Source organism: Nonomuraea sp. B10E15, assembly GCF_039871615.1.
GTDB lineage: Bacteria > Actinomycetota > Actinomycetes > Streptosporangiales > Streptosporangiaceae > Nonomuraea.
The window spans coordinates 210,844-233,267 of record NZ_JBDPMB010000011.1 but is presented as its reverse complement, the minus strand read 5'-3'; the positions used below and the strand labels follow the sequence as shown (position 1 = coordinate 233,267).

The 22,424-nt window shown below is 71.9% G+C and carries 20 protein-coding genes; 12 read left to right on the top strand and 8 right to left on the bottom strand.

The annotated features are described in order from the left end of the window. Positions 1–422 precede the first annotated feature (422 nt). Both ABGB14_RS28695 and ABGB14_RS28690 read right to left on the bottom strand, forming a co-directional pair. Entirely contained in the window at positions 423–1,148 is a 726-nt protein-coding gene (locus ABGB14_RS28695; protein ID WP_347646997.1) for an AAA family ATPase, read from the bottom strand. A 43-nt stretch (positions 1,149–1,191) separates the two neighbouring features. Further along, complete coding sequence (locus tag ABGB14_RS28690) at positions 1,192–2,253, bottom strand: WYL domain-containing protein (protein WP_347646929.1); 1,062 nt, start codon at positions 2,251–2,253, stop codon at positions 1,192–1,194. A 63-nt stretch (positions 2,254–2,316) separates the two neighbouring features. Here ABGB14_RS28690 and ABGB14_RS28685 point away from each other — a divergent pair, with 63 nt between their 5' ends. Beyond that, a complete protein-coding gene (locus tag ABGB14_RS28685) occupies positions 2,317–4,548 on the top strand; it encodes an excinuclease ABC subunit UvrA (RefSeq protein ID WP_347646928.1) in 2,232 nt (743 codons plus the stop codon). Positions 4,549–4,790: 242 nt separating this feature from the next. Continuing rightward, positions 4,791–5,336, top strand: coding sequence for a hypothetical protein (locus ABGB14_RS28680; RefSeq protein ID WP_347646927.1), 546 nt, complete (start codon positions 4,791–4,793; stop codon positions 5,334–5,336). Positions 5,337–5,488: 152 nt separating this feature from the next. Here the strand turns inward: ABGB14_RS28680 and ABGB14_RS28675 are convergent, their stop codons facing one another. Further along, positions 5,489–5,671 (bottom strand): hypothetical protein, encoded by a 183-nt coding sequence (locus tag ABGB14_RS28675; RefSeq protein ID WP_347646926.1) that lies wholly within the window; start codon positions 5,669–5,671, stop codon positions 5,489–5,491. A gap of 75 nt (positions 5,672–5,746) precedes the next feature. After that, positions 5,747–6,724 carry an aldo/keto reductase gene (locus ABGB14_RS28670; RefSeq protein WP_347646925.1) on the bottom strand — a complete coding sequence of 326 codons (978 nt, stop codon included), beginning with the start codon at positions 6,722–6,724 and terminating at the stop codon, positions 5,747–5,749. 96 nt (positions 6,725–6,820) lie between these two features. Between ABGB14_RS28670 and ABGB14_RS28665 the strand changes: the two genes are divergently transcribed. After that, on the top strand, positions 6,821–7,297 hold the full coding sequence (locus tag ABGB14_RS28665; RefSeq protein ID WP_347646924.1) for a GNAT family N-acetyltransferase: 477 nt from the start codon (positions 6,821–6,823) through the stop codon (positions 7,295–7,297). A gap of 187 nt (positions 7,298–7,484) precedes the next feature. Here the strand turns inward: ABGB14_RS28665 and ABGB14_RS28660 are convergent, their stop codons facing one another. Beyond that, complete coding sequence (locus tag ABGB14_RS28660) at positions 7,485–7,772, bottom strand: hypothetical protein (protein ID WP_347646923.1); 288 nt, start codon at positions 7,770–7,772, stop codon at positions 7,485–7,487. Positions 7,773–7,975: 203 nt separating this feature from the next. Between ABGB14_RS28660 and ABGB14_RS28655 the strand changes: the two genes are divergently transcribed. From ABGB14_RS28655 to ABGB14_RS28625, 7 genes are all read left to right on the top strand, one after another. After that, positions 7,976–9,286, top strand: a complete 1,311-nt coding sequence (locus ABGB14_RS28655; RefSeq protein WP_347646922.1) for an MFS transporter — start codon at positions 7,976–7,978, stop codon at positions 9,284–9,286. Continuing rightward, positions 9,273–11,312 carry a molybdopterin-dependent oxidoreductase gene (locus ABGB14_RS28650; protein WP_347646921.1) on the top strand — a complete coding sequence of 680 codons (2,040 nt, stop codon included), beginning with the start codon at positions 9,273–9,275 and terminating at the stop codon, positions 11,310–11,312. Before ABGB14_RS28655 ends, ABGB14_RS28650 begins: the two co-directional genes overlap by 14 nt. Continuing rightward, the gene (locus tag ABGB14_RS28645) at positions 11,309–12,703 is read left to right on the top strand and encodes an FAD-dependent oxidoreductase (RefSeq protein WP_347646920.1); all 1,395 of its coding nucleotides are present in this window, start codon (positions 11,309–11,311) and stop codon (positions 12,701–12,703) included. Before ABGB14_RS28650 ends, ABGB14_RS28645 begins: the two co-directional genes overlap by 4 nt. Continuing rightward, positions 12,700–15,132, top strand: coding sequence for a nitrite reductase large subunit NirB (nirB, locus tag ABGB14_RS28640; protein WP_347646919.1), 2,433 nt, complete (start codon positions 12,700–12,702; stop codon positions 15,130–15,132). Before ABGB14_RS28645 ends, nirB begins: the two co-directional genes overlap by 4 nt. Then, positions 15,129–15,449, top strand: a complete 321-nt coding sequence (gene nirD / locus ABGB14_RS28635; protein WP_347646918.1) for a nitrite reductase small subunit NirD — start codon at positions 15,129–15,131, stop codon at positions 15,447–15,449. Before nirB ends, nirD begins: the two co-directional genes overlap by 4 nt. A gap of 64 nt (positions 15,450–15,513) precedes the next feature. Next, complete coding sequence (locus tag ABGB14_RS28630; protein WP_347646917.1) at positions 15,514–16,515, top strand: iron-containing redox enzyme family protein; 1,002 nt, start codon at positions 15,514–15,516, stop codon at positions 16,513–16,515. Further along, a complete protein-coding gene (locus tag ABGB14_RS28625) occupies positions 16,512–17,729 on the top strand; it encodes a glycosyltransferase family 2 protein (protein ID WP_347646916.1) in 1,218 nt (405 codons plus the stop codon). Before ABGB14_RS28630 ends, ABGB14_RS28625 begins: the two co-directional genes overlap by 4 nt. Here the strand turns inward: ABGB14_RS28625 and ABGB14_RS28620 are convergent. Both ABGB14_RS28620 and ABGB14_RS28615 read right to left on the bottom strand, forming a co-directional pair. Next, positions 17,711–18,409 (bottom strand): response regulator transcription factor, encoded by a 699-nt coding sequence (locus ABGB14_RS28620; protein WP_347646915.1) that lies wholly within the window; start codon positions 18,407–18,409, stop codon positions 17,711–17,713. The genes ABGB14_RS28625 and ABGB14_RS28620 overlap by 19 nt on opposite strands. Next, a complete protein-coding gene (locus tag ABGB14_RS28615) occupies positions 18,406–19,461 on the bottom strand; it encodes a histidine kinase (protein WP_347646914.1) in 1,056 nt (351 codons plus the stop codon). Before ABGB14_RS28615 ends, ABGB14_RS28620 begins: the two co-directional genes overlap by 4 nt. An 87-nt stretch (positions 19,462–19,548) precedes the next feature. Here ABGB14_RS28615 and ABGB14_RS28610 point away from each other — a divergent pair, with 87 nt between their 5' ends. Both ABGB14_RS28610 and ABGB14_RS28605 read left to right on the top strand, forming a co-directional pair. Further along, a complete protein-coding gene (locus ABGB14_RS28610; RefSeq protein ID WP_347646913.1) occupies positions 19,549–20,613 on the top strand; it encodes a hypothetical protein in 1,065 nt (354 codons plus the stop codon). Positions 20,614–21,019: 406 nt separating this feature from the next. Continuing rightward, the gene (locus tag ABGB14_RS28605; protein ID WP_347646912.1) at positions 21,020–21,664 is read left to right on the top strand and encodes a class I SAM-dependent methyltransferase; all 645 of its coding nucleotides are present in this window, start codon (positions 21,020–21,022) and stop codon (positions 21,662–21,664) included. Between the two features lie 19 nt (positions 21,665–21,683). On the opposite strand, the gene ABGB14_RS28600 is transcribed toward ABGB14_RS28605, so the two are convergent. After that, on the bottom strand, positions 21,684–22,343 hold the full coding sequence (locus tag ABGB14_RS28600) for a FadR/GntR family transcriptional regulator (RefSeq protein ID WP_347646911.1): 660 nt from the start codon (positions 22,341–22,343) through the stop codon (positions 21,684–21,686). Positions 22,344–22,424: the final 81 nt, after the last annotated feature.

Sequence of the window (22,424 nt, the reverse complement as noted above, 5' to 3'; positions counted from 1 at the left end):
CTCCCTGCCTGCTCGGGACACCCCGGATGCTAGGCCAACCCGTTGCAGTGATCTAGGGGTGTGGGCCACATCAGTCCAGGATCAGGGCTGCAACCGTTTGCATGAACGCGAGCCCTGCCACGGTCGGGGCATGGTGGAAGGGCGGCGCTGTCTCCGGCAGGAGCTGGTCCGACAGGCGGCCCGTGGCACCGCCGCGGGAGGTCGGCGCTCCCGCGGCGGAGGACGGCACGCGGGCGACGTACGAACTCGACCGCGCGTACCTGACGCCGGGCGCGGCTATCGCCCGTCCTGCCGAGGGCTGGGACCTGCACGGAGAGTGGTGTACGAGGCGTGCCCCGGCCGGCCCGGGTCATCGTCGACGCTCGGCGGGGCGGCCCAGGGTGACGGCTCCCGCGAGCCGGCACCCGCCCGGCTCCGACCGGTCAGTCGTCCAGGACGTACCGGAGATAGAAGTCCGGCTTGCCGAGAAAACGGCGGAAATGGTCGACGACCTGAAGCTTGTCCCACTCCACCGGATGGATGCCGTCGTCGCTGAGTTCGAGGATCTGCGCGCCGGGCAGCCCGCTGAGGATCGGTGAGTGGGTGGCGCAGATGATCTGCGCGCCCTTGGCCGCGGCGCGGTCCATCAGGCCCATGAGCCGCAGGCACGACATGAACGACAGGGCCGCCTCAGGCTCGTCCATAAGGTAGATCCCGGGGCCCGCCACCATGCTTTCCAGCACGGTGAGAAAGCCTTCGCCGTGGGACTGCTGGTCGGGGTGCTCCGTCCAGTAGCCGGGCAGGCCGGAGACGGTGCGGCCGAGATTGATCAAGGTCTCGGCGCGGAAGAAGAACGAGCGGCGCTTGAGGCGGGGCCCGCGCGTGAGCCGCAGCCCTTCAGCGGTGAACGACGCGTCGAGCGCCTCGCCGAGCGCGGTGGCGGGGCCGGTGTTGGCGTAACGGGTGCCGGCTTTGCCGCCTTCGGAGTTGACCTTGCACGCGTCGGCGATCGCCTCGATGATCGTGGACTTCCCCGAGCCGTTCTCGCCCACCAGGAAGGTGACCGGTGCGGAGAGCTCCAGGCCGTGCTCGCCCAGGTGGCGGACGGGCGGCAGACCGGCGGGCCAGCCGGTCAGCGGACCGCGCACGCTCAGCCGGGTGAGCAGCATCACCGCATCTCCTCCTGGTCACTCACTTCCGGGGTCGCTGGGCTCACCACGCTAACGGGCCCGAGCGCCGCGTGCGGCTTCCGGCACGTCCGTGGTCATCGACCATGGGCGACTCGCTCTGACCGGCAGGCGCCGCGGCGAGGAGCCGTTCGCCGAAGGTGCGGCAGGCCTCCAGGAGGTGCGGCGCCGCGTCGATCTCGAAGCCGGCCTCCAGGAACGCGAGGTTGAGGACCAGCCACTGCCAGGAGTCCAGCGCGAGGCTGACCCGGGTGTGCGTGTCGTCCACGGAGTGGATCTCGGCGTCCTGGAATTTCAGGGCGTCGACGACGTCCGCCGCCGGCGCCTCGACCAGGACGCTGACGCGTTCCTTGTTCCTGTTGAGCCCTCGACGCAGATATTCCGACGCTGACTCGGCCGGCAGCGGGCGCGGCGTGTAGCGGTGGCCGGTCCTGGACGGGCCGGTGACCCGGTCGAGGCGGAACACGCGCCAGTCGGCACGGTCGACGTCCCAGGCCAGCAGATACCAGCGCAGCAGGTGGTGAACCTGCCGGTAGGGCTCGACACGCCGTTCCGTGCGTTCGCCGCGGGCGTCGGTGTAGGTGAACGACATCGTCTCGCGGTGCGCGATGGCTTCGCCGACGAGGCCCAGCTGCCGGGCCGCGACGCTCGGCGCGCGTTGAGGGCTCGCCTCCAGGCTGGAGCGGATGGAGGCGACATGAGGGCGCAACCGGGCGGGGAGGAACTGGTCGAGCTTGCCGTACGCGCGGGTCGCGGCGGCGTCGATCCCTTCCCCGATGGATGGCCCGGTGGATGGCCCGGTGGATGGCTCGACGGCGGCGAGGGAGGCCAGCGCCAGCAGGGTGGCCACCGCCTCGTCGTCGTCCAGGACGAGCGGCGGCATCGTACGGCCGGAGGCGAGCCGGTAGTAGCCGCCGGGGCCGGGCTGGGTGTCGACGGGATAGCCGTATCCGCGGAGCCGGTCGATGTCCCGGCGCAGGGTACGCGGGCTGACGCTCAGCCGCCGGGCCAGCTCATCGCCGGTGAACGAACGGCCCGTCTGCAACGTCGACAGCAGGGCCAGCATGCGTTGGGTGACGTCCGCCATAGCCTGGATTCTTCCACCGATCGCGGTCAGAATGTGGCCACATCTGCTCGTAGCCTCTCCGACATGAGTGAGCGCAGCATCATCATCCGCCGGGCCCGGACCAACAACCTGGCCGACGTGGACGTCGACGTTCCGCGTAACCGGCTGGTCGTCTTCGCGGGGGTGTCAGGTTCCGGCAAGTCGTCGCTGGTGTTCGACACGATCGCCGCCGAGGCCGGCTACCAGATCAACGAGACGTTCCCGCCGTTCGCGCGTAACCGGTTGCCGAAGTGGACCCGCCCCGACGTCGAGCACATCGAGGGGCTGACTCCCGTGATCGTCGTCGACCAGCGCCGGATCGGCGGCAACGCGCGCTCGACCGTCGGCACGATCACCGACGCCTGGACCTACCTGCGGCTGCTGTTCTCCCGTCTCAGCCACCCCTACGTGGGCGAGTCGAGCCACTTCTCCTTCAACGAGCCCGCCGGCATGTGCCCCGCCTGCTCCGGCCTCGGGGAGGTGGTGGTCACCGCCGTCGAACGTATCCTGGACCTGGACAGATCGCTCGCCGAGGGCGCGATCCTGCTGCCCGGCTTCGGCAACGGCGGCTACTGGTACGCCCAGTACGCCGACATCGGATCCTTCGACCCCGGCACCCCGCTCCGCCGGTGGACCCCGTCCGAACGCGAGGCTCTGCTGTACGGCGGTCAGGCGGCGGCGCAGCTAGGACGCAAGCCCCCCAAAGGCTACGAGGGCGTCGTCGAGCGGTTCGAGCGGATCTACCTGCACACGTCCGACAACCTGTCGGAGCGCAAACAGGAGACCATCCGCCGCTTCACCCGCGCCGAGACCTGCCCGGAGTGCGGCGGCGACCGGCTCGGCAAGGCCGCGCGGACGGCCACGGTGCTCGGTCACACGATCGGTGAGATGGCCCGCATGGAGATCACGAAACTGGCCGGACTCGCCCGTACGATCGACTCCGCCCGCGTCGCGCCCGCCGTGGACGCACTGACCGCCCGGCTGGAGGGGATGATCAGGATCGGGCTCGGCTACCTCACGCTCTCCCGGGCGACCACGACCCTCTCCGGCGGGGAGTCACAGCGCATCAAGATGGTCAGGCACCTTGGATCCAGCCTCACCGAGATGACCTACGTCGTCGACGAACCGAGCGTGGGACTGCACCCCACCGACGTGGAGTCGATGATCAGAATCCTGGAACGGCTCCGCGACAGCGGCAACACCGTCCTCGTCGTCGAGCACGACCCCGCCGTCATGGCCCACGCGGACCAGGTCATCGAGCTCGGACCCGGTGCCGGCGACGGGGGCGGGCGGCTCGTCTTCCAGGGCACCTACGCCCGGCTCAGGGAGAGCGGCTCGCCGACCGGCCGCGCCCTGGCCAGGCAGCAGCCGATCAAGCGCGCCCCCCGCCCCGCCACGGGCTCCTTCACCGTCACGGACGCCAACCGCAACAACCTGCGCAACCTCACCGTGCGGTTCCCCACGGGTGTGCTCACCGTGCTCACCGGCGTCGCGGGTTCGGGCAAGTCCAGCCTCGCCGGCGAACTGGTGGCCCAGCACGACGCGGTCGTGATCGACCAGAAGCCGGTCAGCACCAGCCGCCGCTCCACCCCGATCACCTACACCGGCGTCGCACCCGCCATCCGCAAGCTGTTCGCCAGGCACAACGGCGTCCCCGCCGCCCTGTTCAGCGCCAACTCCGAGGGCGCCTGTCCCGACTGCGGCGGGCTCGGCGTCATCTACACCGACCTCGCCTTCATGGACGGCCAGGAGGTCGGCTGCCGGACCTGTCACGGCCGGCGCTTCACCCCGGAGGTCCTCGCCCACACCGTGAACGGACTGTCGATCGCCGACGTCGACGACCTCACCGTCGACCAGGCCGTCGCCCGGCTGCCCGACCAGGGCATCGCCCGCGCCCTGCGGCAGCTCTCCGCCGTCGGACTGGGATACCTGCGCCTGGGACAGTCGCTGAGCACGCTGTCAGGAGGGGAGTGCCAGCGCGTCAAGATCGCGAAGGAGCTCCGCGAAGCCGGGCAGCCCACCGTCTACGTGCTCGACGAGCCCACCACCGGATTGCACATGGACGACATCGACACGCTCCTGCACGTCCTCGGCGACCTCGTCGAACACGGCCACACCGTCGTCGTCATCGAGCACAACCTCGACGTCATCCGCCAGGCCGACTGGCTCATCGATCTCGGCCCGGGACCCGGCAGGCACGGCGGGACCGTCCTCTTCGAAGGCCGCGTCGCCGACCACACCGACCGGACCACCCCCACCGGCCGCGCCCTCGGCTGAACATTCCCTATCTCCGGAAAGTGCACCCACAAATTCAGGGGTTCGCCGCAGGAAGGCGGGATGTACGCCGCCCGTTATTTCGGCGCAAGTTGATCCTGGGGCGGTGTGTGGCTCCTGATGAACCAGCCAAGCTAACTCCTGGAAAATATCGGGAGCAAGGCTTTCGAAAGCTCCGGTCTGCGTCGATAGTGGGGAGGTCGGCCTCCGGTCATTGATTCCTGGACACAGGGGGAAGGAAGTCCATGCCCAATTACGAGGAGCTCAAAGGCAGGCTTTATTCGGAGATCCAAGCGCTGGAAGCTCGCACGCAGGCGGCGAAAGAGCTGCAAGATCACTTCGGTGAAGGTGGCTGGGACGAGAGCGTGACCGGCGTGCTCAGCGGCTATCACGATGGTGCCGCGGACTGGCAGGTCCGCCTGTCATCGGTGCTGCGCAGAGTGGAGCAGCGGGAAGAGGAAGAGCGGAGCAACCCTGGTTTCGTGTTCGCGCGGTTCGCCGCTGATCTCGACGATGCCGGCGAGCGCATGGCGAGCGTGCACGAAGAGGTGGCGAAGCAGATGACGATCGCCCAGGAGGAGCTGGCGAAGCGGCTGACCGCTGCCCAGCATGCGCTCGGACAAGAAAGCAGCCAGATCTTCCATGAACTAGCCGACCGTGCGCGGGACGCCGGATCGGCATTCGATGCGGACACTCATTCTGGATCCGAGCCGGAACAGAGTCCGGCCCAGCCCGACGATAACCGGGACGATGAACTGCCGGAAGGTCCGGACCCCTGGAGCAAAAGTTAGGAAGCCTGTCCGTCGGCGGTTGCCGAGGATCTGGAAAGCGCTCTTATTGGTTATGAAGAGCAAACGGCCAACCGGTCGCGTTCGCTAATCGCCGCGGTGAATCGTCCGCAACGTGATGGGCGTTGCGGACGATTCACAGCAACACCGGGACGTCATGCGGCCACGTGGTGCCGCTGGCCGGGGGCGCAGGGTGGCGCCGGATCGGGCTCGGCGGCCAGGGCACGGAGCTGGTCGGCGAAGGCGAGGGCCTGCTCGGCCGTCAGGCGCGGCTCGGCGCCGACATAGAAGACCACGATGTCACCCGCGGGCGATCGCACGGCGTTGAAAGGAGTCATGATGCCGACGATTCTGCCCGACGGGACCGACAGTTTCCGGGCGCGCGGGTTCAGGCAGGGACGGGACCGGATGTCCTACCAGCGGTGGTGCACCTGAGGGCGGATCAGGTCGTCGTAGACGGCGCGGACGGCCGCCAGGGTCGCGGCGTCCAGCGGGGGCAGGTCCGCGGCGGCGGCGTTCGCGGTGGCCTGGGCCGGGTTGCGGGCGCCGGGGATGACCACCGAGACGCCCTCCTGGTCGAGGATCCAGCGGAGCGCGAACTGGGCCATGCTCGCGCCCGGCGGCACCAGCGGAGCCAGGAGGCGGACCGCCTCCAGGCCGGTGGCGAAGTCGACGCCCGAGAAGGTCTCGCCGACGTCGAACGCCTCCCCGTGCCGGTTGAACGCGCGATGGTCGTCCGGGGAGAAGGTGGTGTGCTCGTCGTAGCGGCCCGACAGCAGGCCGCTGGCCAGCGGGACACGGGCGATGATCCCCACTCCGGCCGCGCGGGCGGCGGGCAGGACCCGTTCCAGGGGCTTGAGCCGGAAGGCGTTGAAAATGATCTGCACCGTCGCCACGCCCGGCCTGGCGATCGCGGTCAGCGCTTCCTCGCATGTCTCCACGCTCACGCCGTACGCGGCGATCTTCTTCTCGGCCACCAGCGTGTCGAGGGCGTCGAACACGGCGTCCGCCGAGTAGACGGGCGTCGGCGGGCAGTGCAGCTGCACCAGGTCGAGCGTGTCGACGCCGAGGTTGCGGCGGGAGCGTTCGTTCCAGGCGCGGAAGTTGGACATCACGTAGTTGGCGGGGATCTGCTCCACCCGCCGCCCCATCTTGGTGGCCACGGTCAGGCCAGGACGATCCTTGACGAAGCGGCCGATGATCTGCTCGCTGCGCCCGTCGCCGTAGACGTCCGCGGTGTCGATGAAGGTGACCCCGCTGTCCACGGCCGCCTCCAGGGTCGCGCGGGCCTCCTCCTCGCTGACCTCGCCCCAGTCGGCGCCGAGCTGCCATGCGCCGAGGCCGACCACGCCGACCTGCCGACCGGTACGTCCCAACACGCGGTGTTCCATGAACCGTCCTCCGTTACGGATGCCTGGGATCCAGTGTCCCGTATGGCGGCCACCCAGCGGGACGGGACGCCCATGCCCCCCGCTACGCTGAATGCCATGATTCGCCCCGCCATGCCCTCTGACGTGCCCGTCATCGCCATGCTGATCCGCGAACTGGCCACGTACGAGAAGGCCGAGCACGAGGTGCGGGTGACCGAGGAGCAGTTGCGTACGGCGCTGTTCGGCGCCGCGCCCGCCGTGTTCGCCCACATCGCCGAGCACGACGGCGAGGTGGCCGGGTTCGCCCTGTGGTTCCTGACCTTCTCGACGTGGAAGGGCGTGCACGGCATCTACATGGAGGACCTGTACGTACGCCCCGAGCACCGCGGCGGCGGCTACGGCCGGGCGCTGATGGGCGAGCTGGCCGGGATCTGCGCGGAACGCGGATACGAGCGGCTCGAATGGGCGGTGCTCGACTGGAACGAGCCGGCCATCGGCTTCTACGAGAACCTCGGCGCGGTGCGCCAGGAGGAGTGGCCGCACTACCGCCTGAGCGACGCTCCGCTGCGGCGCCTGGCCGACCGGCCCTCATGATCGGCCCTGCTGATCGGCCCTGCTGATCGGCCCTGCTGATCGGCCCTGCTGATCGGCCCTGCTGATCGGCTCTGCTGATCCGTCCCGGTGAGCGGCTCAGGTGATCGGGCTCTGTGACCGGCTCGGCCGGCCGGGGCGCGCGGCCACGCAGATCACGGGGCGTGATGTGACCTGCGTGACCTCCGCGTCACACGCCGGCGTGGGTCCTGGCCCGAGTCTCCGCCTGCTCGTACATCTCGGACTCCGGCCCTTCGAGCTCGCGGTGGGTCTCCTCGATGCGGAGCGCCACCCCCAGCGCGAAGAACGACGGCGCCCACTCGCCGATGAAGATGCCCCAGCGGTCGGCCCTGTCGATGCCCGCCGCCTCCATCTTCTTCGACATGAGCCAGGCCGCGAAGGAGACGGCGATCGACGCCATCCCCGCGGTGTACATGTGGCCCGACTTGATCCCCATATGGTGAAGCTTCTTGATCATGTTTCTCCCCCCTTGCTGGAGTGCTGTTACCCGGAGGGGCACGTGATAAGCGATCATTTCCAGCATGTTTCCGCCGTGACACATGTGCGTGGCTTGTTACCGAGGTGAATCACCCGTAACGCATGCACGGCGACGGACCGTCAACGTGCGTAACGCGCCCTTCCTAGCTTGGAGATCCCGGACGCCGAGCGTAGGAGAGGTCGATGGCGCGCTGGATCGCCGACTGGCACCCCGATGACCCAGCCTTCTGGGCGAGATCAGGCAGGCGGGTCGCGCGGCGCAACCTGATCTTCTCGATCGTCGCCGAGCATCTCGGCTTCACCGTGTGGACGTTGTGGAGCATCGTCGCCACGCGGATGGGGTCGTACGAGTTCTCCACCGACCAGCTGTTCTGGCTGGTGGCGCTGCCCAACCTGATCGGCTCGGTGTTGCGCGTCCCCTACACGTTCGGCCCCGCGAAGTTCGGCGGGCGCACCTTCACCGTGGTCAGCGCCCTGCTGCTGCTCATCCCCGCCGCGCTGCTCGGCGTGGCGGTCAACGACCCGGGCACGCCGTACTGGCTCTTCCTGGTGATCGCGGCGCTGGCCGGGTTCGGCGGCGGGAACTTCGCCTCCAGCATGGCCAACATCACCTACTTCTTTCCCCGCGACAAGCAGGGCGTCGCGCTCGGGCTGAACGCGGCGGGGGGCAACATCGGCGTCAGCTCGGTCCAGCTCGTCATGCCGCTGGTGATCGGCTCGCTCGGGCTGGCCGCCGCCGGGTGGTTCTGGATCCCGCTCATCGTCGTGTCGGCCGCCTGCGCCTGGTTCTTCATGGACAACCTCACCAGCGCCAGGGCCGAGCCGCGCGAGCAGCTCGCCGTCGCCGGCAGGGCACAGACCTGGATCATGTCGTTCCTGTACATCGGCACCTTCGGCTCGTTCATCGGCTACGCCACGGCCTTCCCGCTGCTGAGCGCGAACCTGTTCGCCGGCGCCCCGTACGCCGCGGTGGCCTTCATCGGGCCGCTGATCGGCTCGCTGGTCAGGCCGGCGGGCGGCTGGCTGGCCGACCGGTTCGGCGGAGCGCCCGTCACGTTGTGGAACTTCGCCGCGATGGGCGGCGGCGTGCTGCTGGTGTGGCTGGCCGGCACCTCCGGCGACTTCTGGCTGTTCTTCCTGGCCTTCCAGACGTTGTTCCTCACCTCCGGCATCGGCAACGGCTCCACGTACCGCATGATCCCGGCCATCTTCCAGGCCAAGGCCGTGGCCGAGCGCGGCGAGAGCGAGCAGGCCCTGCTGTACGGCAAGCGCCAGGCCTCCGCCGCCATCGGCATCATCTCGGCCGTCGGAGCGCTCGGCGGGTTCCTGATCAACCGGGCGTTCGGGATGTCGTTCGCCGCGGCCGGCACGCCCGGCCCCGCGTTCCTCGCCTTCGGCGCCTTCTACGTGTCCTGCGCCGCGCTGACCTGGTGGTGCTACACGCGCAAGGTCGGCGTCTCCGTGATCGCGAGCCTCGCCCATGCCCGGGTCTGACGTGACGAGGACGCACTGCCCGTACTGCGCGTTGCAGTGCGGCATGGCAGTCGGCCCAGGAACGGGCGGAGGCCTGGCCATCACCCCCAGGACCGACATCCCGGCCAACGCCTCGGGGGCGCTGTGCCAGAAGGGGTGGACGGCGGGCGAGCTGCTCACCAACGGCGAGCGCCTGACCGCCCCGCTCCTGTACGGCGAGCCCGTCGCATGGGAGACGGCGCTCGACTACGTGGCCGCGCGGCTGTCCGCCCTGCGTGCCGAACACGGCCCCGACGCCGTGGCCGTGTTCGGCGGCGGCGGCCTGACCAACGAGAAGGCGTACGCGCTGGGCAAGTTCGCCAGGGTCGCGCTCGGCACCAGCCAGATCGACTACAACGGCCGCTTCTGCATGTCCTCGGCGGCGGCCGCCTCGACGAGGGCGTTCGGCATGGACCGGGGGATGCCGTTCCCGATCACCGACCTGGCCGGGGCCGACGTGGTGCTGCTGGCCGGGGTGAACGTGGCCGAGACCATGCCGCCGTTCCTGCGGCACCTGTCAGGGGCGCGGCTGATCGTCATCGACCCGCGGCGGACCAGGACCGCCAAGGAGGCCTGGCTGCACCTGCAGCCCGCGCCCGGCACCGACCTGGCGCTCGCCCTGGGGATGTCGCATCTGGCCATCGCCGACGAGCTCGTGGACGAGACGTACGTCGCCGCGCGGACCGCGGGGTTCGAGGAGGTGCGCACGTCGCTGGCCGGCTGGTGGCCCGAGCGGGTCGAGCGGATCACCGGGGTGCCGGTTCACCAGATGCGGCAGGCGGTCAGGGCGCTGGCGGCCGCCGGCAACGCCTACGTCCTGACCGGGCGCGGCGCCGAGCAGCACGCCAAGGGCACCGACACGGTGAGCGCGTTCATCAACCTGGCGCTGGCGCTGGGCCTGCCCGGCACGTACGGCTCCGGGTACGGGTGCGTGACCGGGCAGGGCAACGGGCAGGGCGGGCGGGAGCACGGGCAGAAGGCCGACCAGCTCCCCGGTTACCGCAGGATCGACGACCCGGCCGCCCGCGAGCACGTCGCCGCGGTGTGGGGGGTGCGCCCCGGCGACCTTCCCGGGCCGGGACGGCCGGCGTACGAGCTGCTGGACGCGCTCGGCACGCCGGAAGGGCCGCGCGCGCTGCTGCTGTTCGGCTCCAACCCGGTCATCTCGGCGCCCGCCGCCGAGCGCGTGGCCGAGCGCATCGGCGCGCTCGACCTGCTCGTGGCCTGCGACGTCGTCATGTCCGAGACGGCGGTGCTGGCGGACGTGGTGTTCCCGGTCACGCAGTGGGCCGAGGAGAGCGGCACCATGACGAACCTCGAAGGCCGCGTGCTGCTGCGCCGCCGCGCCGTCGACCCGCCCGCGGGCGTCCGGAGCGACCTGGACGTCATCGCCGGGCTGGCCGCGCGGCTGGGCCACCGCTTCGACAACGAGCCGGCCGCCGTGTTCGACGAGCTGCGCCGGGCCAGCGCGGGCGGGCTCGCCGACTACTCCGGCATCACCTACGAGCGCATCGCCGCCGAGACGGGCGTGTTCTGGCCGTGCCCGTCGGAGGGGCATCCGGGCACGCCGAGGCCGTTCCTCGACTCCTTCGCCACGCCGGACGGCCGGGCCAGGTTCGTGCCCGTCCAGCACCGGCCGCCGGCCGAGGAGACCGACGAGGACCATCCCGTCTACCTGACCACCGGCCGGGTGCTGGCCCAGTACCAGAGCGGCGCGCAGACGCGCAGGATCGCGCCGCTCGTGCAGGCCGCTCCCGAGCCGTTCGCCGAGCTCCATCCCGACCTGGCCGAGCAGCTCGGCATCGCGCAGGGGGACGTCGTGCGGATCAGCAGCCGCCGGGGCGAGACCAAGGCCGTGGCCAGGATCAGCGAGGCCATCAGGAGCGACACCGTGTTCATGCCCTTCCACTGGGAGGGCGCCAACCGGCTGACCAACCCGGCCCTCGATCCGGTGTCCGGGATGCCGGAGTTCAAGGTCTGCGCGGTCAGAGTGGAGAGGGACTCATGAGACTCGTCGTCGTGGGCAACGGGATGGCCGGGTCGCGGCTGGTCAGCGAGGTGCGCGCCCGAGACCCCCACATGAGGATCACCGTTTTCGGCGCGGAGTCGTGCCGGCCGTACAACCGGGTGCTGCTGTCCAACGTGCTGGCCGGCAGCTCGCGCCCGGAACAGGTGCGGCTGGTGGACTCCTCCTGGTACGACGCGCACGACGTGGAGGCGGTCTTCGGCAGCACGGTCACCCGCATCGACCGGCAGGCCGGGTACGTCGTGACGGACGGCGGGCGGCGCGAGCCGTACGACGTGCTGGTCCTCGCCACCGGCAGCGACGCCGTCGTGCCGCCCGTCCCCGGCGTGGAGCGGGCCATCCCGTTCCGCACGCTCGGCGACTGCGAGCGCATCATGGCCGCCGCCGGGCACGCCCGCAGGGCCGTGGTCGTCGGCGGCGGCCTGCTCGGCGTCGAGGCCGCCCGCGGCCTGGCCGGGCGGGGCCTGCCGGTGACGCTGCTGCACCTGGCCGGGCACCTCATGGAGCGCCAGCTCGACGTGGAGGCCGGTGAGGTGCTCGGCGAGACGCTGGCCGGGCTGGGCGTGGAGATCCGCACCGGGGTCAGCGCCGAGGCGGTGCGCGAGGACGGCGTCCTGCTGGCCGGCGGCGAGCTGGTCGCGGCCGACCTGGTCGTGCTGGCCTGCGGCGTGCGCCCGGTGACCGGGCCGGCCGCGGAGGCGGGCCTGCGGGTGCGGCGCGGTGTGGTGGTGGACGACGAGCTGCGCACGGACGACCCGTCGATCTTCGCCGTCGGCGAGTGCGCCGAGCACGACGGCACCGTCTACGGCCTGGTCGCGCCCGCATGGGAGCAGGCCGCCGTGGCCGCGGACGTCATCACCGGCGGCAAGGCCCGCTACCGCGGTTCCCGGCTGGTCACCCGCCTCAAGGCGAGGAGCGTCGAGCTGGCCGCGATGGGCGAGACCCAGCTCGGCGAGGAGCACGCCGAGGTGGTGCGGTTCAGCCACCGGGCCCGCGGCACCTACCGCAAGCTCGTCATCCGTGACGGCCGGCTGGTCGGCGCGATCCTGCTGGGCGAGAGCGACGTCGTCGGCACGCTCACCCAGCTCTTCGACCGCGGCGGGCCGCTGCCCGGCGACCGGGCCGGCCTGCTGTTCCCAGGGGCGGCGGCGACGCCGGTCGCCGACAGCCCGACGCTGATGCCGGACGCGGCCAGGGTCTGCCAGTGCAACAACGTGACGAAGGGCGAGATCAGGGCGTGCTGGGAGGCGGGAGCGCGGGACGTGGCCGCGGTGGCGGCCGCGACCCGGGCCACGACCGGGTGCGGCACCTGCCGCGACGCCGTGGAGGGCATCGTCGGCTGGCTGTGCGAGCAGGAAGGGGTTTCGGTATGAACAGGATCGTCGTCGTGGGGTACGGGCCGGCCGCGCACCGGTTCGTGGAGACGCTCGCGGCCAAGGGCTTCGACGGCCGCATCACCGTGATCGGGGAGGAGCCGCGCCCGGCCTACGACCGGGTGGCGCTGACCTCATACCTGTCGGGCACCACCGCGGAGGACCTCACCTATCCCGTTCCCGGCGGGGTCGTGACCAGGCTGAACACCCGTGTCACCGCGATCGACCGGCAGGCCGGGCACGTCGTCACCGAGGACGGCGGCGCCGAGCCGTACGACGTGCTCGTGCTGGCCACGGGATCGGCGCCGTTCGTGCCGCCGGTGCCGGGGGCCGGGCACGCCTTCGTCTACCGCACCATCGAGGACCTCGACGCCATCAGGGTGGCCGCCAAGGACGCCGCGGAGGGCGTCGTGGTCGGCGGCGGCCTGCTCGGGCTGGAGGCCGCCGACGCGCTGCGGGCGCTCGGGCTGAAGGCGCACATCGTCGAGATGAGCCCCTGGCTGATGCCCCGGCAGGTGGACGAGGGCGGCGGCTCGGTACTGAAGTCCCACATCGAGCAGCTCGGGCTGAGCGTGCACGCCGGCGCGGGCGTCCAGGAGATCGTCGCCGACGGCGAGGGCCGGGTCACCGGGCTGCGCAAGCCCGACGGAACGCTGGTGGACGCGCAGATCGTGGTGTTCTCCGCGGGCATCAGGCCGCGCGACGAGCTGGCCAGGTCGGCCGGGCTGGCCGTGGGCGAGCGCGGCGGCATCGTGGTCGACTCCGCGATGCGCACCTCCGACCCCTCCATCTACGCCGTCGGCGAATGCGCCCTGGCCGGGGGCATGATCTACGGGCTCGTCGGGCCGTGCAACACGATGGCTGAGGTGGCGGCCGAGCAGATCATGGGCGGCCGGGCGGCGTTCGAGGGCGCAGACCTGTCGGCCAGGCTCAAGCTGCTGGGCGTCGAGGTGGCGCAGTTCGGGGCGATGGACGGCGCCCTCGACGTCACCTACATGGACCCGGTGGCCGGCGTCTACAAGAAGCTGTTCATCAGCGACGACGCCCGGACGCTGCTCGGCGGCATCTGCGTGGGCGACGCCTCGCCGTACACGACGCTGCGGCCGTTCGTCGGCAAGCCGCTGCCCGCCTCGCCGTCCGACCTGCTGTTCACCGGGTCGGGGGCGGCGAACCTGGACCTGCCCGACGAGGCGCAGGTCTGCTCGTGCAACAACGTGTGCGCGGGCGACGTCCGCACCGCCATCGCCGAGGGCGGCGCCACCGACGTGGCCGGCGTCAAGGCGTGCACCCGGGCCGGCACGACCTGCGGCAGCTGCGTGCCGATGCTCAAGCAGCTGCTGGAGAAGTCGGGCGTCGAGGTCAGCAAGAGCCTGTGCGAGCACTTCACGTATTCGCGGGCCGAGCTGTTCGACATCGTACGGGTGCGCGAGGTCAGCACGTTCTCCCAGCTCATCACCGAGCACGGGCAGGGCAGGGGCTGCGACATCTGCAAGCCGGCCGTGGCCTCGATCCTCGCCTCGCTGCACAACGGGCACGTCCTGGAGGGCGAGCGGGCCGCCCTGCAGGACACCAACGACGCCTTCCTCGCCAACATCCAGAAGAACGGCACGTACTCGGTCGTGCCGCGCATCCCGGGCGGTGAGATCACGCCGGACAAGCTGATCGTCATCGGTGAGGTGGCCCGCGACTTCGGCCTCTACACCAAGATCACCGGCGGGCAGCGCATCGACCTGTTCGGAGCCAGGGTCGAGCAGCTGCCGGAGATCTGGCGGCGGCTGGTCGACGCCGGGTTCGAGTCGGGCCACGCGTACGGCAAGGCGCTGCGCACCGTGAAGTCGTGCGTGGGCTCGACCTGGTGCCGCTACGGCGTGCAGGACTCCGTCGGCATGGCCATCGCCCTGGAGCTGCGCTACCGCGGGCTGCGCTCCCCGCACAAGATCAAGTCGGCCGTCTCCGGCTGCGCCCGCGAATGCGCCGAGGCCAGGTCGAAGGACTTCGGCGTCATCGCCACCGAGCAGGGCTGGAACCTCTACGTCGGCGGCAACGGCGGCTTCCGGCCCCGCCACGCCGACCTGCTCGCCAAGGACCTGAGCACCGACGAGCTGATCAGGACCATCGACCGTTACCTCATGTTCTACATCCGCACCGCCGACCGGCTGCAACGCACCGCCGCCTGGATCGAGTCGCTGGACGGCGGTCTCGACTACCTCCGTGAGGTGATCATGGAAGACTCGCTCGGCCTCTGCGCCGACCTCGACGCGCAGATGGAGCACCACATCGCCACGTACGCCGACGAGTGGCAGGCCACGCTGGACGACCCGGACAAGCTCAGCAGGTTCGTCAGCTTCGTCAACGCGCCCGGCGTCCCCGACCCGTCGATCGTGTTCGGCAGCGAGCGCGGCCAGATCAGGCCGGTGATGGCGCGATGAGCTGGACGCCGGTCTGCGACTTCGACGCCCTGCTGCCGGAACGCGGCGTCTGCGCCCTGGTCGGTGACGTGCAGGTGGCCGTCTTCCGCACCTACGACGGCGCCCTGCACGCGCTGGCCAACCGCGACCCGTTCAGCGGGGCGTACGTGCTCTCCCGCGGCATCGTCGGCACCAGGAAGGGCGAGCCGACCGTCGCCTCGCCGCTGCACAAGCAGGTGTTCAGCCTGGTGTCGGGGCGCTGCCTGGACGAGGACGCGGTGACGGTGCCGGTCTATCCCGTACGGGTGGCCGGCGGGAGCGTGGAGGTCAGCGTTTAGGGGTCCCGGTCACGGGCAGCCACCTGCTTGAACTGCGGGAGTACGGGGGATGCGGGGGTGCCTGATGCGGTTGCCGCCTGCGCGTGGCCTGATCACGTCGCTGCTGTTCGACCGGCTCGCCGGCCCGCCCGGGGCGCCGTTCCCTGACGCGCGCGCGACCGGCGGGCTGGACGACGACGATCTCCAGCTCGCCCTGTTCGCCTGCTACGAACTCCACTACCAGGGGTTCGACGAGGTCGACGACCGGTGGGAGTGGGACCCGGGGCTGCTGGGGTTCAGGGCAGGGCTGGAGCGGCGGTTCGAGGAGGCGCTGCGAGCCGCCGTGCCGGGCCCTGCGCCGGTTCCGCCGCGCGAGGTGCGCCAGGCGCTGACCGCGCTGACCTCCTCTGACGGCGGCTCTGACGGCGGGCCGTCGGTGGCCGCGTTCCTGCAGCGCGACGCGGACCTTCCGACCTTCCGCGAGTTCGTCGTCCACAGGTCGATCTACCATCTGAAGGAGGCCGACCCGCACACCTGGGGCATCCCGCGGCTCAGCGGCGGGCCCAAGGCGGCCCTGGTGGAGATCCAGGCCGACGAGTACGGCGGCGGCAGGCGCGAGCGCATGCACGCCGAACTGTTCCGCGCCACCCTGCGGGGCCTCGGCCTCGACGACTCCTACGGCGCCTACCTGCACCGCGTCCCCGGCGTGACGCTGGCCCTGTCCAACGTGATGTCGCTGTTCGGGCTGCACAGGAGGTTGCGCGGGGCGCTGCTCGGCCATCTGGCGGCGATCGAGATGACCTCGTCGCCGGCCAGCCGCCGCTGCGCCACGGGCCTGCGCCGGCTCGGCGCCGGCCAGGAGACCGCCCGCTTCTACGACGAGCACGTGCAGGCCGACGCTGTGCACGAGCAGATCGCGGCCCACGACATGTGCGGCGGCTTCGCGGCCGCCCACCCCGAGCTGGCGGGCGACATCCTGTACGGGGCCGCGTGCGCGCTGGAGCTCGAACGGCGGTGGGCCGAGCACGTGATGGGCCGCTGGCGGCGCGGGGCCGGCTCGCTGCTCGACGAACGGGTCCCGGCGTGAGCACCGCGCTCGACCTCGACTACGTGCTCCCGCTGCGCTGGGACGACGACCAGGGGCTCGGTGAGCTGACCGGCTACCTGGCCCGGCTCTCCCGGCACGCGCGGGTGATCGTCGTGGACGGCAGCCGCGACGATCTCTTCGCCCGCCACGCCGCCCGGTGGCGCGGCCTGGTCCGGCACGCGCGACCGGCGGCCGGCCTGCGCTACGCCAACGGCAAGGTCGCGGGCGTCACGACCGGGCTGCTGCTGGCCACGGGCGACCGCGTGGTGATCGCCGACGACGACGTGCGCTACGACCTCCCCGCCCTGACCGCGGTCCACGACCTGCTGGCCCGCGCCGACCTGGTGAGGCCGCAGAACTACTTCGACCCGCTGCCCTGGCACGCCCGCTGGGACACCGCCCGTACGCTGCTCAACCGCGCCTTCGGCGCCGACTACCCGGGCACCTTCGGCGTGCGGCGCGGCTTCTTCGTGCGCATGGGCGGTTACGACGGCGACGTCCTGTTCGAGAACCTGGAGCTTATCCGCACCGTGCGCGCCCACGGCGGCCGCGAGCTGCACGCGCCCGGCCTGTACGTCCGCCGCCTCCCGTGTAACGCGCGCAGGTTCTGGTCGCAGCGCGTCCGGCAGGCCTACGACGACCTGGCACAACCGGTGCGGATGGCCGCGTTCCTGCCGATGTTGCCCGCGCTGGCGGCCCTGGCCGTCCGGCGGCCACGTGGGCTGCCGGCGCCGGCCGGGCCGACTGTGCCGGCCGCGCTGACTGTGCTGACTGTGCTGGCCGTGGGGCTGGCCGAGGCGGGACGGCGGCGGGCGGGCGGGCGGCGGGTGTTCCCCGCGTCGGCGGCGCTGCCGGCGCCCGTCTGGGTGCTGGAGCGGGCCGCGTGCAGCTGGCTGGCGCTCGGGGCGGCGCTGACCGGCGGCGTGCCGTACGCGGGCGGCCGGATCCGGCGCTCCGCCCACTCGGTGCGCGCGCTACGGCGGCGGGTCCGGCTCGCTCGCGGCACGGAACCCGCCGGCCTTGTGCGAGCCGTCGCAGAACGGCTTGACCGAGGACAGGCCGCACCGGCACAGAGCGACGGTCGCCCGGCCGGCGTCGATGGGCTCGCCGTCCTGGGTGAGCAGCTCGAAGTCGCCCCTGATGAGCAGGGGACCGTCGGCGCAGGTGGTCACCGTGACCGGGTCTCGCATGCCCGTCACCTGCCCCAGGGCTGAGCGCTCTCACCCGCGAGCACGATTCCCAGCTCGTACGCGCGGACGACGGCCTGCGTGCGGTCCCGGGCGCCGAGCTTGTCCAGGACGTTCCCGACGTGCGTCTTGACCGTCTCCCTGGTGACGTACAGGGTGGCGGCGATCTCGGCGTTGTTCAGCCCTCTGGCCAGCAGGCGTACGACGTCGAGCTCTCTCGGGGTGAGGCCGGGCACGTGCGGCGCGTCCCGGCGCGGGGCGGCCAGCCGCCGCAGGGCGTCGGGGAACAGCACGGCGTCCCGGCCGTGGACCACCCGGATGGCGGTGACGAGGTCGGAGGCGGGAGAGCGCTTGAGCACGTAGCCGGCCGCCCCCGCGCGCAGGGCGGCCCAGACCAGCTGGTCGTTCTCGAACGTCGTGACCACGATGACCCGCGTGCCGGGCGCGTTGCGGGCCAGCTCGTCGGTGGCGCGCAGGCCGTCCATGCCGGGCATGCGGATGTCCATGAGCACCACGTCGGCCGTCCGGCCGTGCTCGACGGCGGCGTGGCCGTCGGCCGCCTCGGCGATCACCTCGATGTCGTCGTGCACGGAGAGCACGGTGGCCCAGCCCGAGCGGATGAGCGGCTCGTCGTCGGCCAGCACGACCCTGATCACGGGCCTGATCGCGTGCCTGATCTCGGGCCCGCTCGGCTGGGGGCCGCTCACCGGGGAAGCGTCGCCGTGATCCGCCACGTGCCGTCCACCTCCTCCTGCTCGAACGTCCCGCCGGCCAGGCGCGCCCGCATCCGCATGCCCACCAGCCCGCGCCCGGCCCCCGACGGGGAGCGCCCGGCGACCTCGTTCTCCACGGTGAGGACGACGTCCGCACCGACCGCCAGGTCCATCCTGACCGGCCCGCGCCCGTGCCTGAGCGCGTTGGTGACGGCCTCCCTGGCGATCGCGTACGCCGTCCGCGACGTCGCCTCCGGCACCCGGTCCACGGGGTCGGCCCGCAGCTCGACGGCCAGCCCGTCGACGAGAGCGTCCAGGGAGTCCAGCGCGGGCGTGCGGGCCTCGCTGCCCTCGTCGAGCACGCGAAGCAGCACGTCGAGCTCCTGCTGGGCGTCGCGGGCCGCGCCCATCAGGTGACCGAGCGACTGCTCCGCCACCAGGACCGTGTCCTGCCGCCGCAGCGCCGCCTGGGCCGCCATGGCCTGCACCAGGACGACGCTCAGCGCGTGCCCCACCGAGTCGTGCAACTCCAGGGCCAGGCTCTGGCGGCGGCCGAGCTCCTGGATCACCCGCGACGGGTCCGCGCGCAGCAGCCTGCGGGCGGCCCGCTGCTGCCCGAGCCCCGCGCCCGCCATCACCGCCAGCACCACGACGATCAGGAGCAGGACCTGCGCCACCGCGCCGGGATCCGCCCGCCAGCGGCCGGGCGAGAGCACCGCGGGGACACCGGGCACCAGCGCCAGCGCGCCCGCGCTCAGCGTGGCCCCAACGAACAGGTGCAGGGCGGTCAGAACTCCCAGGTAGACGCGGTCCGGATGCTCGGGAACCGCCACGCCGAGCAACTCCCGCAGCGCGACGACCTCCAGCCTCCCCACCAGCGGCACGCAGGCCACCAGACCCGACGCGGGCAGGCAGAGCACCCACAGCAGCAGCACCCGTGACAGTGACATCTCCGTCACCACGAGCAGCGCCAGGACCGCCGCCACCGGGGTCAGCAGCGCCGCCCCCAGCAGCTGGTAGAGCACCGCCCTCCAGTGAATGGTCACAGGTCAGAAGCTAGCCGACGGGCCGCGCGCGCACCTCCCTCACGTGGGGGAGGCGGCGGCCGGCCAGGCTTCCTAGCGTGAGCTGCCATGAAACCACTCGGAGTACTGCTGTCACTGGCCGTGACGGCCGTCGGCGCGCTGTGGTGGACGACTCCGGCGTCGTACCCCTTCGGCGCTCGCGACCGCGTCACGGTCTCGCTCTCGCACCTGTTCGAGCACGAGGCGGGTGGCGCGATGACGGTCGCCGCCGGTCTCGCGGGACTGGCCGTCGCGCTGCTTTCCGGCCGGCCGACCCCGCTGGTCAAGGCGGGCGCGATCGTCCAGGTGCTGTTCTTCGGCGTCGTGATGTCCGACGCCGGCGTCATGTCGGTCCTGGGCTACGTGACAGGGCTGTCCCTGCCGGTGGTGCTCGCCGCGGCCGTCGTCGTGCCCGCTGTCAGGGCCTGCGCCCGCGGCAGGATCTGGGGCTACGTCGCCCTCGCCGCTCTGGTCGTGGCCGGCGCCGCCGTGGCCGCGTTCCTCGGCGCGGCCCTGTTGGCGTACGCGGGAAACGTCACGGCCGGGCTGCGCTCGTACGCGGGCCGCATCGCCTGGACGCTCGCCGACATGGCGGCCTTCGCCGCCTGGGTGTGGATCACCTTCCGCCTGTTCGGCGGAGCGCTGCCCCGCTGGGCCGGGCCGGTGCGGGCGCGGCGGTGGGGCAGGGCGGCCACCATCGGGGCGGCTCTGTGCCCGCTGCCCTACGCCCTCTACCGGTTGACCTGGCTGACGCCGTGGCCGACGGACATCTCCGGGCCGATCGACCTGCCGCTCAGGCTGCAGGGACTGATGCTCGCCTTCGCGGCCGTGGGGGCAGCCGTGCTCACGCTGGGCCTGATCAGCAGATGGGGCGAGGTGTTCCCGCGCTGGATCCCCCTGCTGCGCGGGCGTCCCGTGCCCGTGCGGCTCCCCGTCGCCGTCGGGGGAGCGGTTGCGGGCGCCTGCTGCCTGGCGTCGCCGGGGCTGGCGGTCAACGCCGTCGAACGCGGGGAACTCTGGGCGCTGCTGCTGTGGCCGTATCCGCTGTGGGGGGTGCTGCTCGGCGCGGCCGTGCTCGCGTACTGGCTGCGGCGCAGGCCCGGCGGCTACACGGCGGCGCCCACGGGCGCGTAGACGTGCGGGCTCCGGTGCATGGCCGGAAGCACGCAACGCCGTCCTGACTCCATGTGGTCGCAGCGCTCGGCGTCCTCGCGCTGCGGAAGGGGCCCGGGATTCACCTCTGATAACGGCACTGAAGGGACGCTATAGGCGGCGCCCCGGGCGCTGGTTACGGAGTGGCAACGATCGCGGCTCTGAACGGTCTCATGAGTATCTGTGAGGCGTTACGGTGAGTGAGTCCCGGATGCGGCGCGGTGGCCATCAATCGATCTGGCCGGGTGGCGTTTGTGCTGGCCGCGAACCCGGACACCGGCCACCGCGCGAATGCGGCGAGCCTGGGTGGCGTGCCACGGGCCGATACGGAGCGTGTTCGATCGTTCGGGAGGCGTCAGCGGCGCGTCCGGGACCTAGCGTGGGGGCTATGCGGGATCTGTCGAAATTCCAGCGTCCGCGGTTCGCGCGCGCGTACGAACGGATGAGCGCCGAGTCGGAGCGGTCGGGCACGGCCGAGCACCGGCAGCGACTGCTGGCCGGGCTGGCCGGGCGGGTGGTGGAGATCGGCGCGGGCAACGGGATGAACTTTCGCCACTACCCTCCCGAGGTGCGCGAGGTGGTCGCGGTCGAGCCGGAGGACGTGCTGCGGTCGGCGGCGGAGCGGGCCGCGGGTGGGGTGACGGTGCCCGTGCGCGTGGTGGCCGGGCACGCCGGGGCGCTGCCCGTCGAAGACGGCGGGTTCGACGCGGCCGTGGTGTCGCTGGTGTTGTGCTCGGTGCCCGACGAGGCGGCCGCGCTGGCCGAGGTGCGCAGGGTGCTCAGGCCGGGCGGGGAGTTGCGGTTCTACGAGCACGTGCGCTCGCGCGGCACGGTGCTGGGCCTGCTGCAGGACCTCGTCACGCCGCTGTGGCGGGTGGTGGCCGGCGGGTGCCGCCCCAACCGCGACACCGCGCGGGCCATCAGGGAGAGCGGGCTGGTGATCGAGGAGCACGCGCGCTTCTCGCACAAGCCGGTGCCCTCCACTCCGGCGCTGCCGCACATTCTCGGGCGCGCGCGCAAGCCGGACGCGTGACTCCTGCCGCCGGAGGGCGCTAGAGGCCGCGTTCCTGCCGGTCGAGGATGGCGACGCAGACCGCGACCGCGCGCGCCGCGTCGCCGTCGGCGATCGCCTGCAGCAGGTCGGCATGGGAGCTGTCGGGGTCGAGCGCCGCCTGCTCCTGGTCTCTGACGCTGTCGCGCAGCGCGTCGCCCATGCTGCGGTAGAGGTCGCCGAGCAGCGCGTTGTGCGCGGCGTCGGCCACCCGCAGGTGGAAGTCGACGTCGGCGTCGGCGAACCCGTCGAGGTCGCCCTCCTTGCCGGCCGCGTCTCTGCGGGCCAGCGCCTCGCGCATCGCGGCGAGGTCCTGCTCGGTGCGCCGGCCGGCCGCGAGCCTGGCGGCCACGAGGTCGAGCCCGCGGCGCACGTCGATGATGTCCATGGCGGCGGCGGTGTCGAGCCGGCGGCGCAGGGCGATCTTGGACTCGTCGGTCGCGGTCACGTAGGTGCCGTCACCCTGCCGGGTGTGCAGCAGTCCCGCGTGCGCCAGCACGCGCACCGCCTCGCGTACGGACAGCCTGCTCATGCCCAGGCTCTGGGCGAGCTGGCTCTCGGACGGGATCTTGGTGCCGACCGGCCACACCCCGCTGGCGATCTCGCGGCGCAGCTCGTCGATGGCGGAGTCCACGAGCGAGGTCCGAGCGACGTTTCGCATGCACCTTCTCCTCACCGGCTGTTGACCATCCACCCTAGACGTTGCGCGGGCGGGGCCTGGTGGCGTGGCGTCGCGCGGGCG

Excerpts from the sequence above, each read along its gene's own strand:
- ABGB14_RS28695 (WP_347646997.1), bottom strand. The coding sequence starts at position 1,148 with ATGCTGCTCACCCGGCTGAGCGTGCGCGGTCCGCTGACCGGCTGGCCC.
- ABGB14_RS28690 (WP_347646929.1), bottom strand. The coding sequence starts at position 2,253 with ATGGCGGACGTCACCCAACGCATGCTGGCCCTGCTGTCGACGTTGCAG.
- ABGB14_RS28685 (WP_347646928.1), top strand. The coding sequence starts at position 2,317 with ATGAGTGAGCGCAGCATCATCATCCGCCGGGCCCGGACCAACAACCTG.
- ABGB14_RS28680 (WP_347646927.1), top strand. The coding sequence starts at position 4,791 with ATGCCCAATTACGAGGAGCTCAAAGGCAGGCTTTATTCGGAGATCCAA.
- ABGB14_RS28675 (WP_347646926.1), bottom strand. The coding sequence starts at position 5,671 with ATGACTCCTTTCAACGCCGTGCGATCGCCCGCGGGTGACATCGTGGTC.
- ABGB14_RS28670 (WP_347646925.1), bottom strand. The coding sequence starts at position 6,724 with ATGGAACACCGCGTGTTGGGACGTACCGGTCGGCAGGTCGGCGTGGTC.
- ABGB14_RS28665 (WP_347646924.1), top strand. The coding sequence starts at position 6,821 with ATGATTCGCCCCGCCATGCCCTCTGACGTGCCCGTCATCGCCATGCTG.
- ABGB14_RS28660 (WP_347646923.1), bottom strand. The coding sequence starts at position 7,772 with ATGATCAAGAAGCTTCACCATATGGGGATCAAGTCGGGCCACATGTAC.
- ABGB14_RS28655 (WP_347646922.1), top strand. The coding sequence starts at position 7,976 with ATGGCGCGCTGGATCGCCGACTGGCACCCCGATGACCCAGCCTTCTGG.
- ABGB14_RS28650 (WP_347646921.1), top strand. The coding sequence starts at position 9,273 with ATGCCCGGGTCTGACGTGACGAGGACGCACTGCCCGTACTGCGCGTTG.
- ABGB14_RS28645 (WP_347646920.1), top strand. The coding sequence starts at position 11,309 with ATGAGACTCGTCGTCGTGGGCAACGGGATGGCCGGGTCGCGGCTGGTC.
- nirB (WP_347646919.1), top strand. The coding sequence starts at position 12,700 with ATGAACAGGATCGTCGTCGTGGGGTACGGGCCGGCCGCGCACCGGTTC.
- nirD (WP_347646918.1), top strand. The coding sequence starts at position 15,129 with ATGAGCTGGACGCCGGTCTGCGACTTCGACGCCCTGCTGCCGGAACGC.
- ABGB14_RS28630 (WP_347646917.1), top strand. The coding sequence starts at position 15,514 with ATGCGGTTGCCGCCTGCGCGTGGCCTGATCACGTCGCTGCTGTTCGAC.
- ABGB14_RS28610 (WP_347646913.1), top strand. The coding sequence starts at position 19,549 with ATGAAACCACTCGGAGTACTGCTGTCACTGGCCGTGACGGCCGTCGGC.
- ABGB14_RS28605 (WP_347646912.1), top strand. The coding sequence starts at position 21,020 with ATGCGGGATCTGTCGAAATTCCAGCGTCCGCGGTTCGCGCGCGCGTAC.
- ABGB14_RS28600 (WP_347646911.1), bottom strand. The coding sequence starts at position 22,343 with ATGCGAAACGTCGCTCGGACCTCGCTCGTGGACTCCGCCATCGACGAG.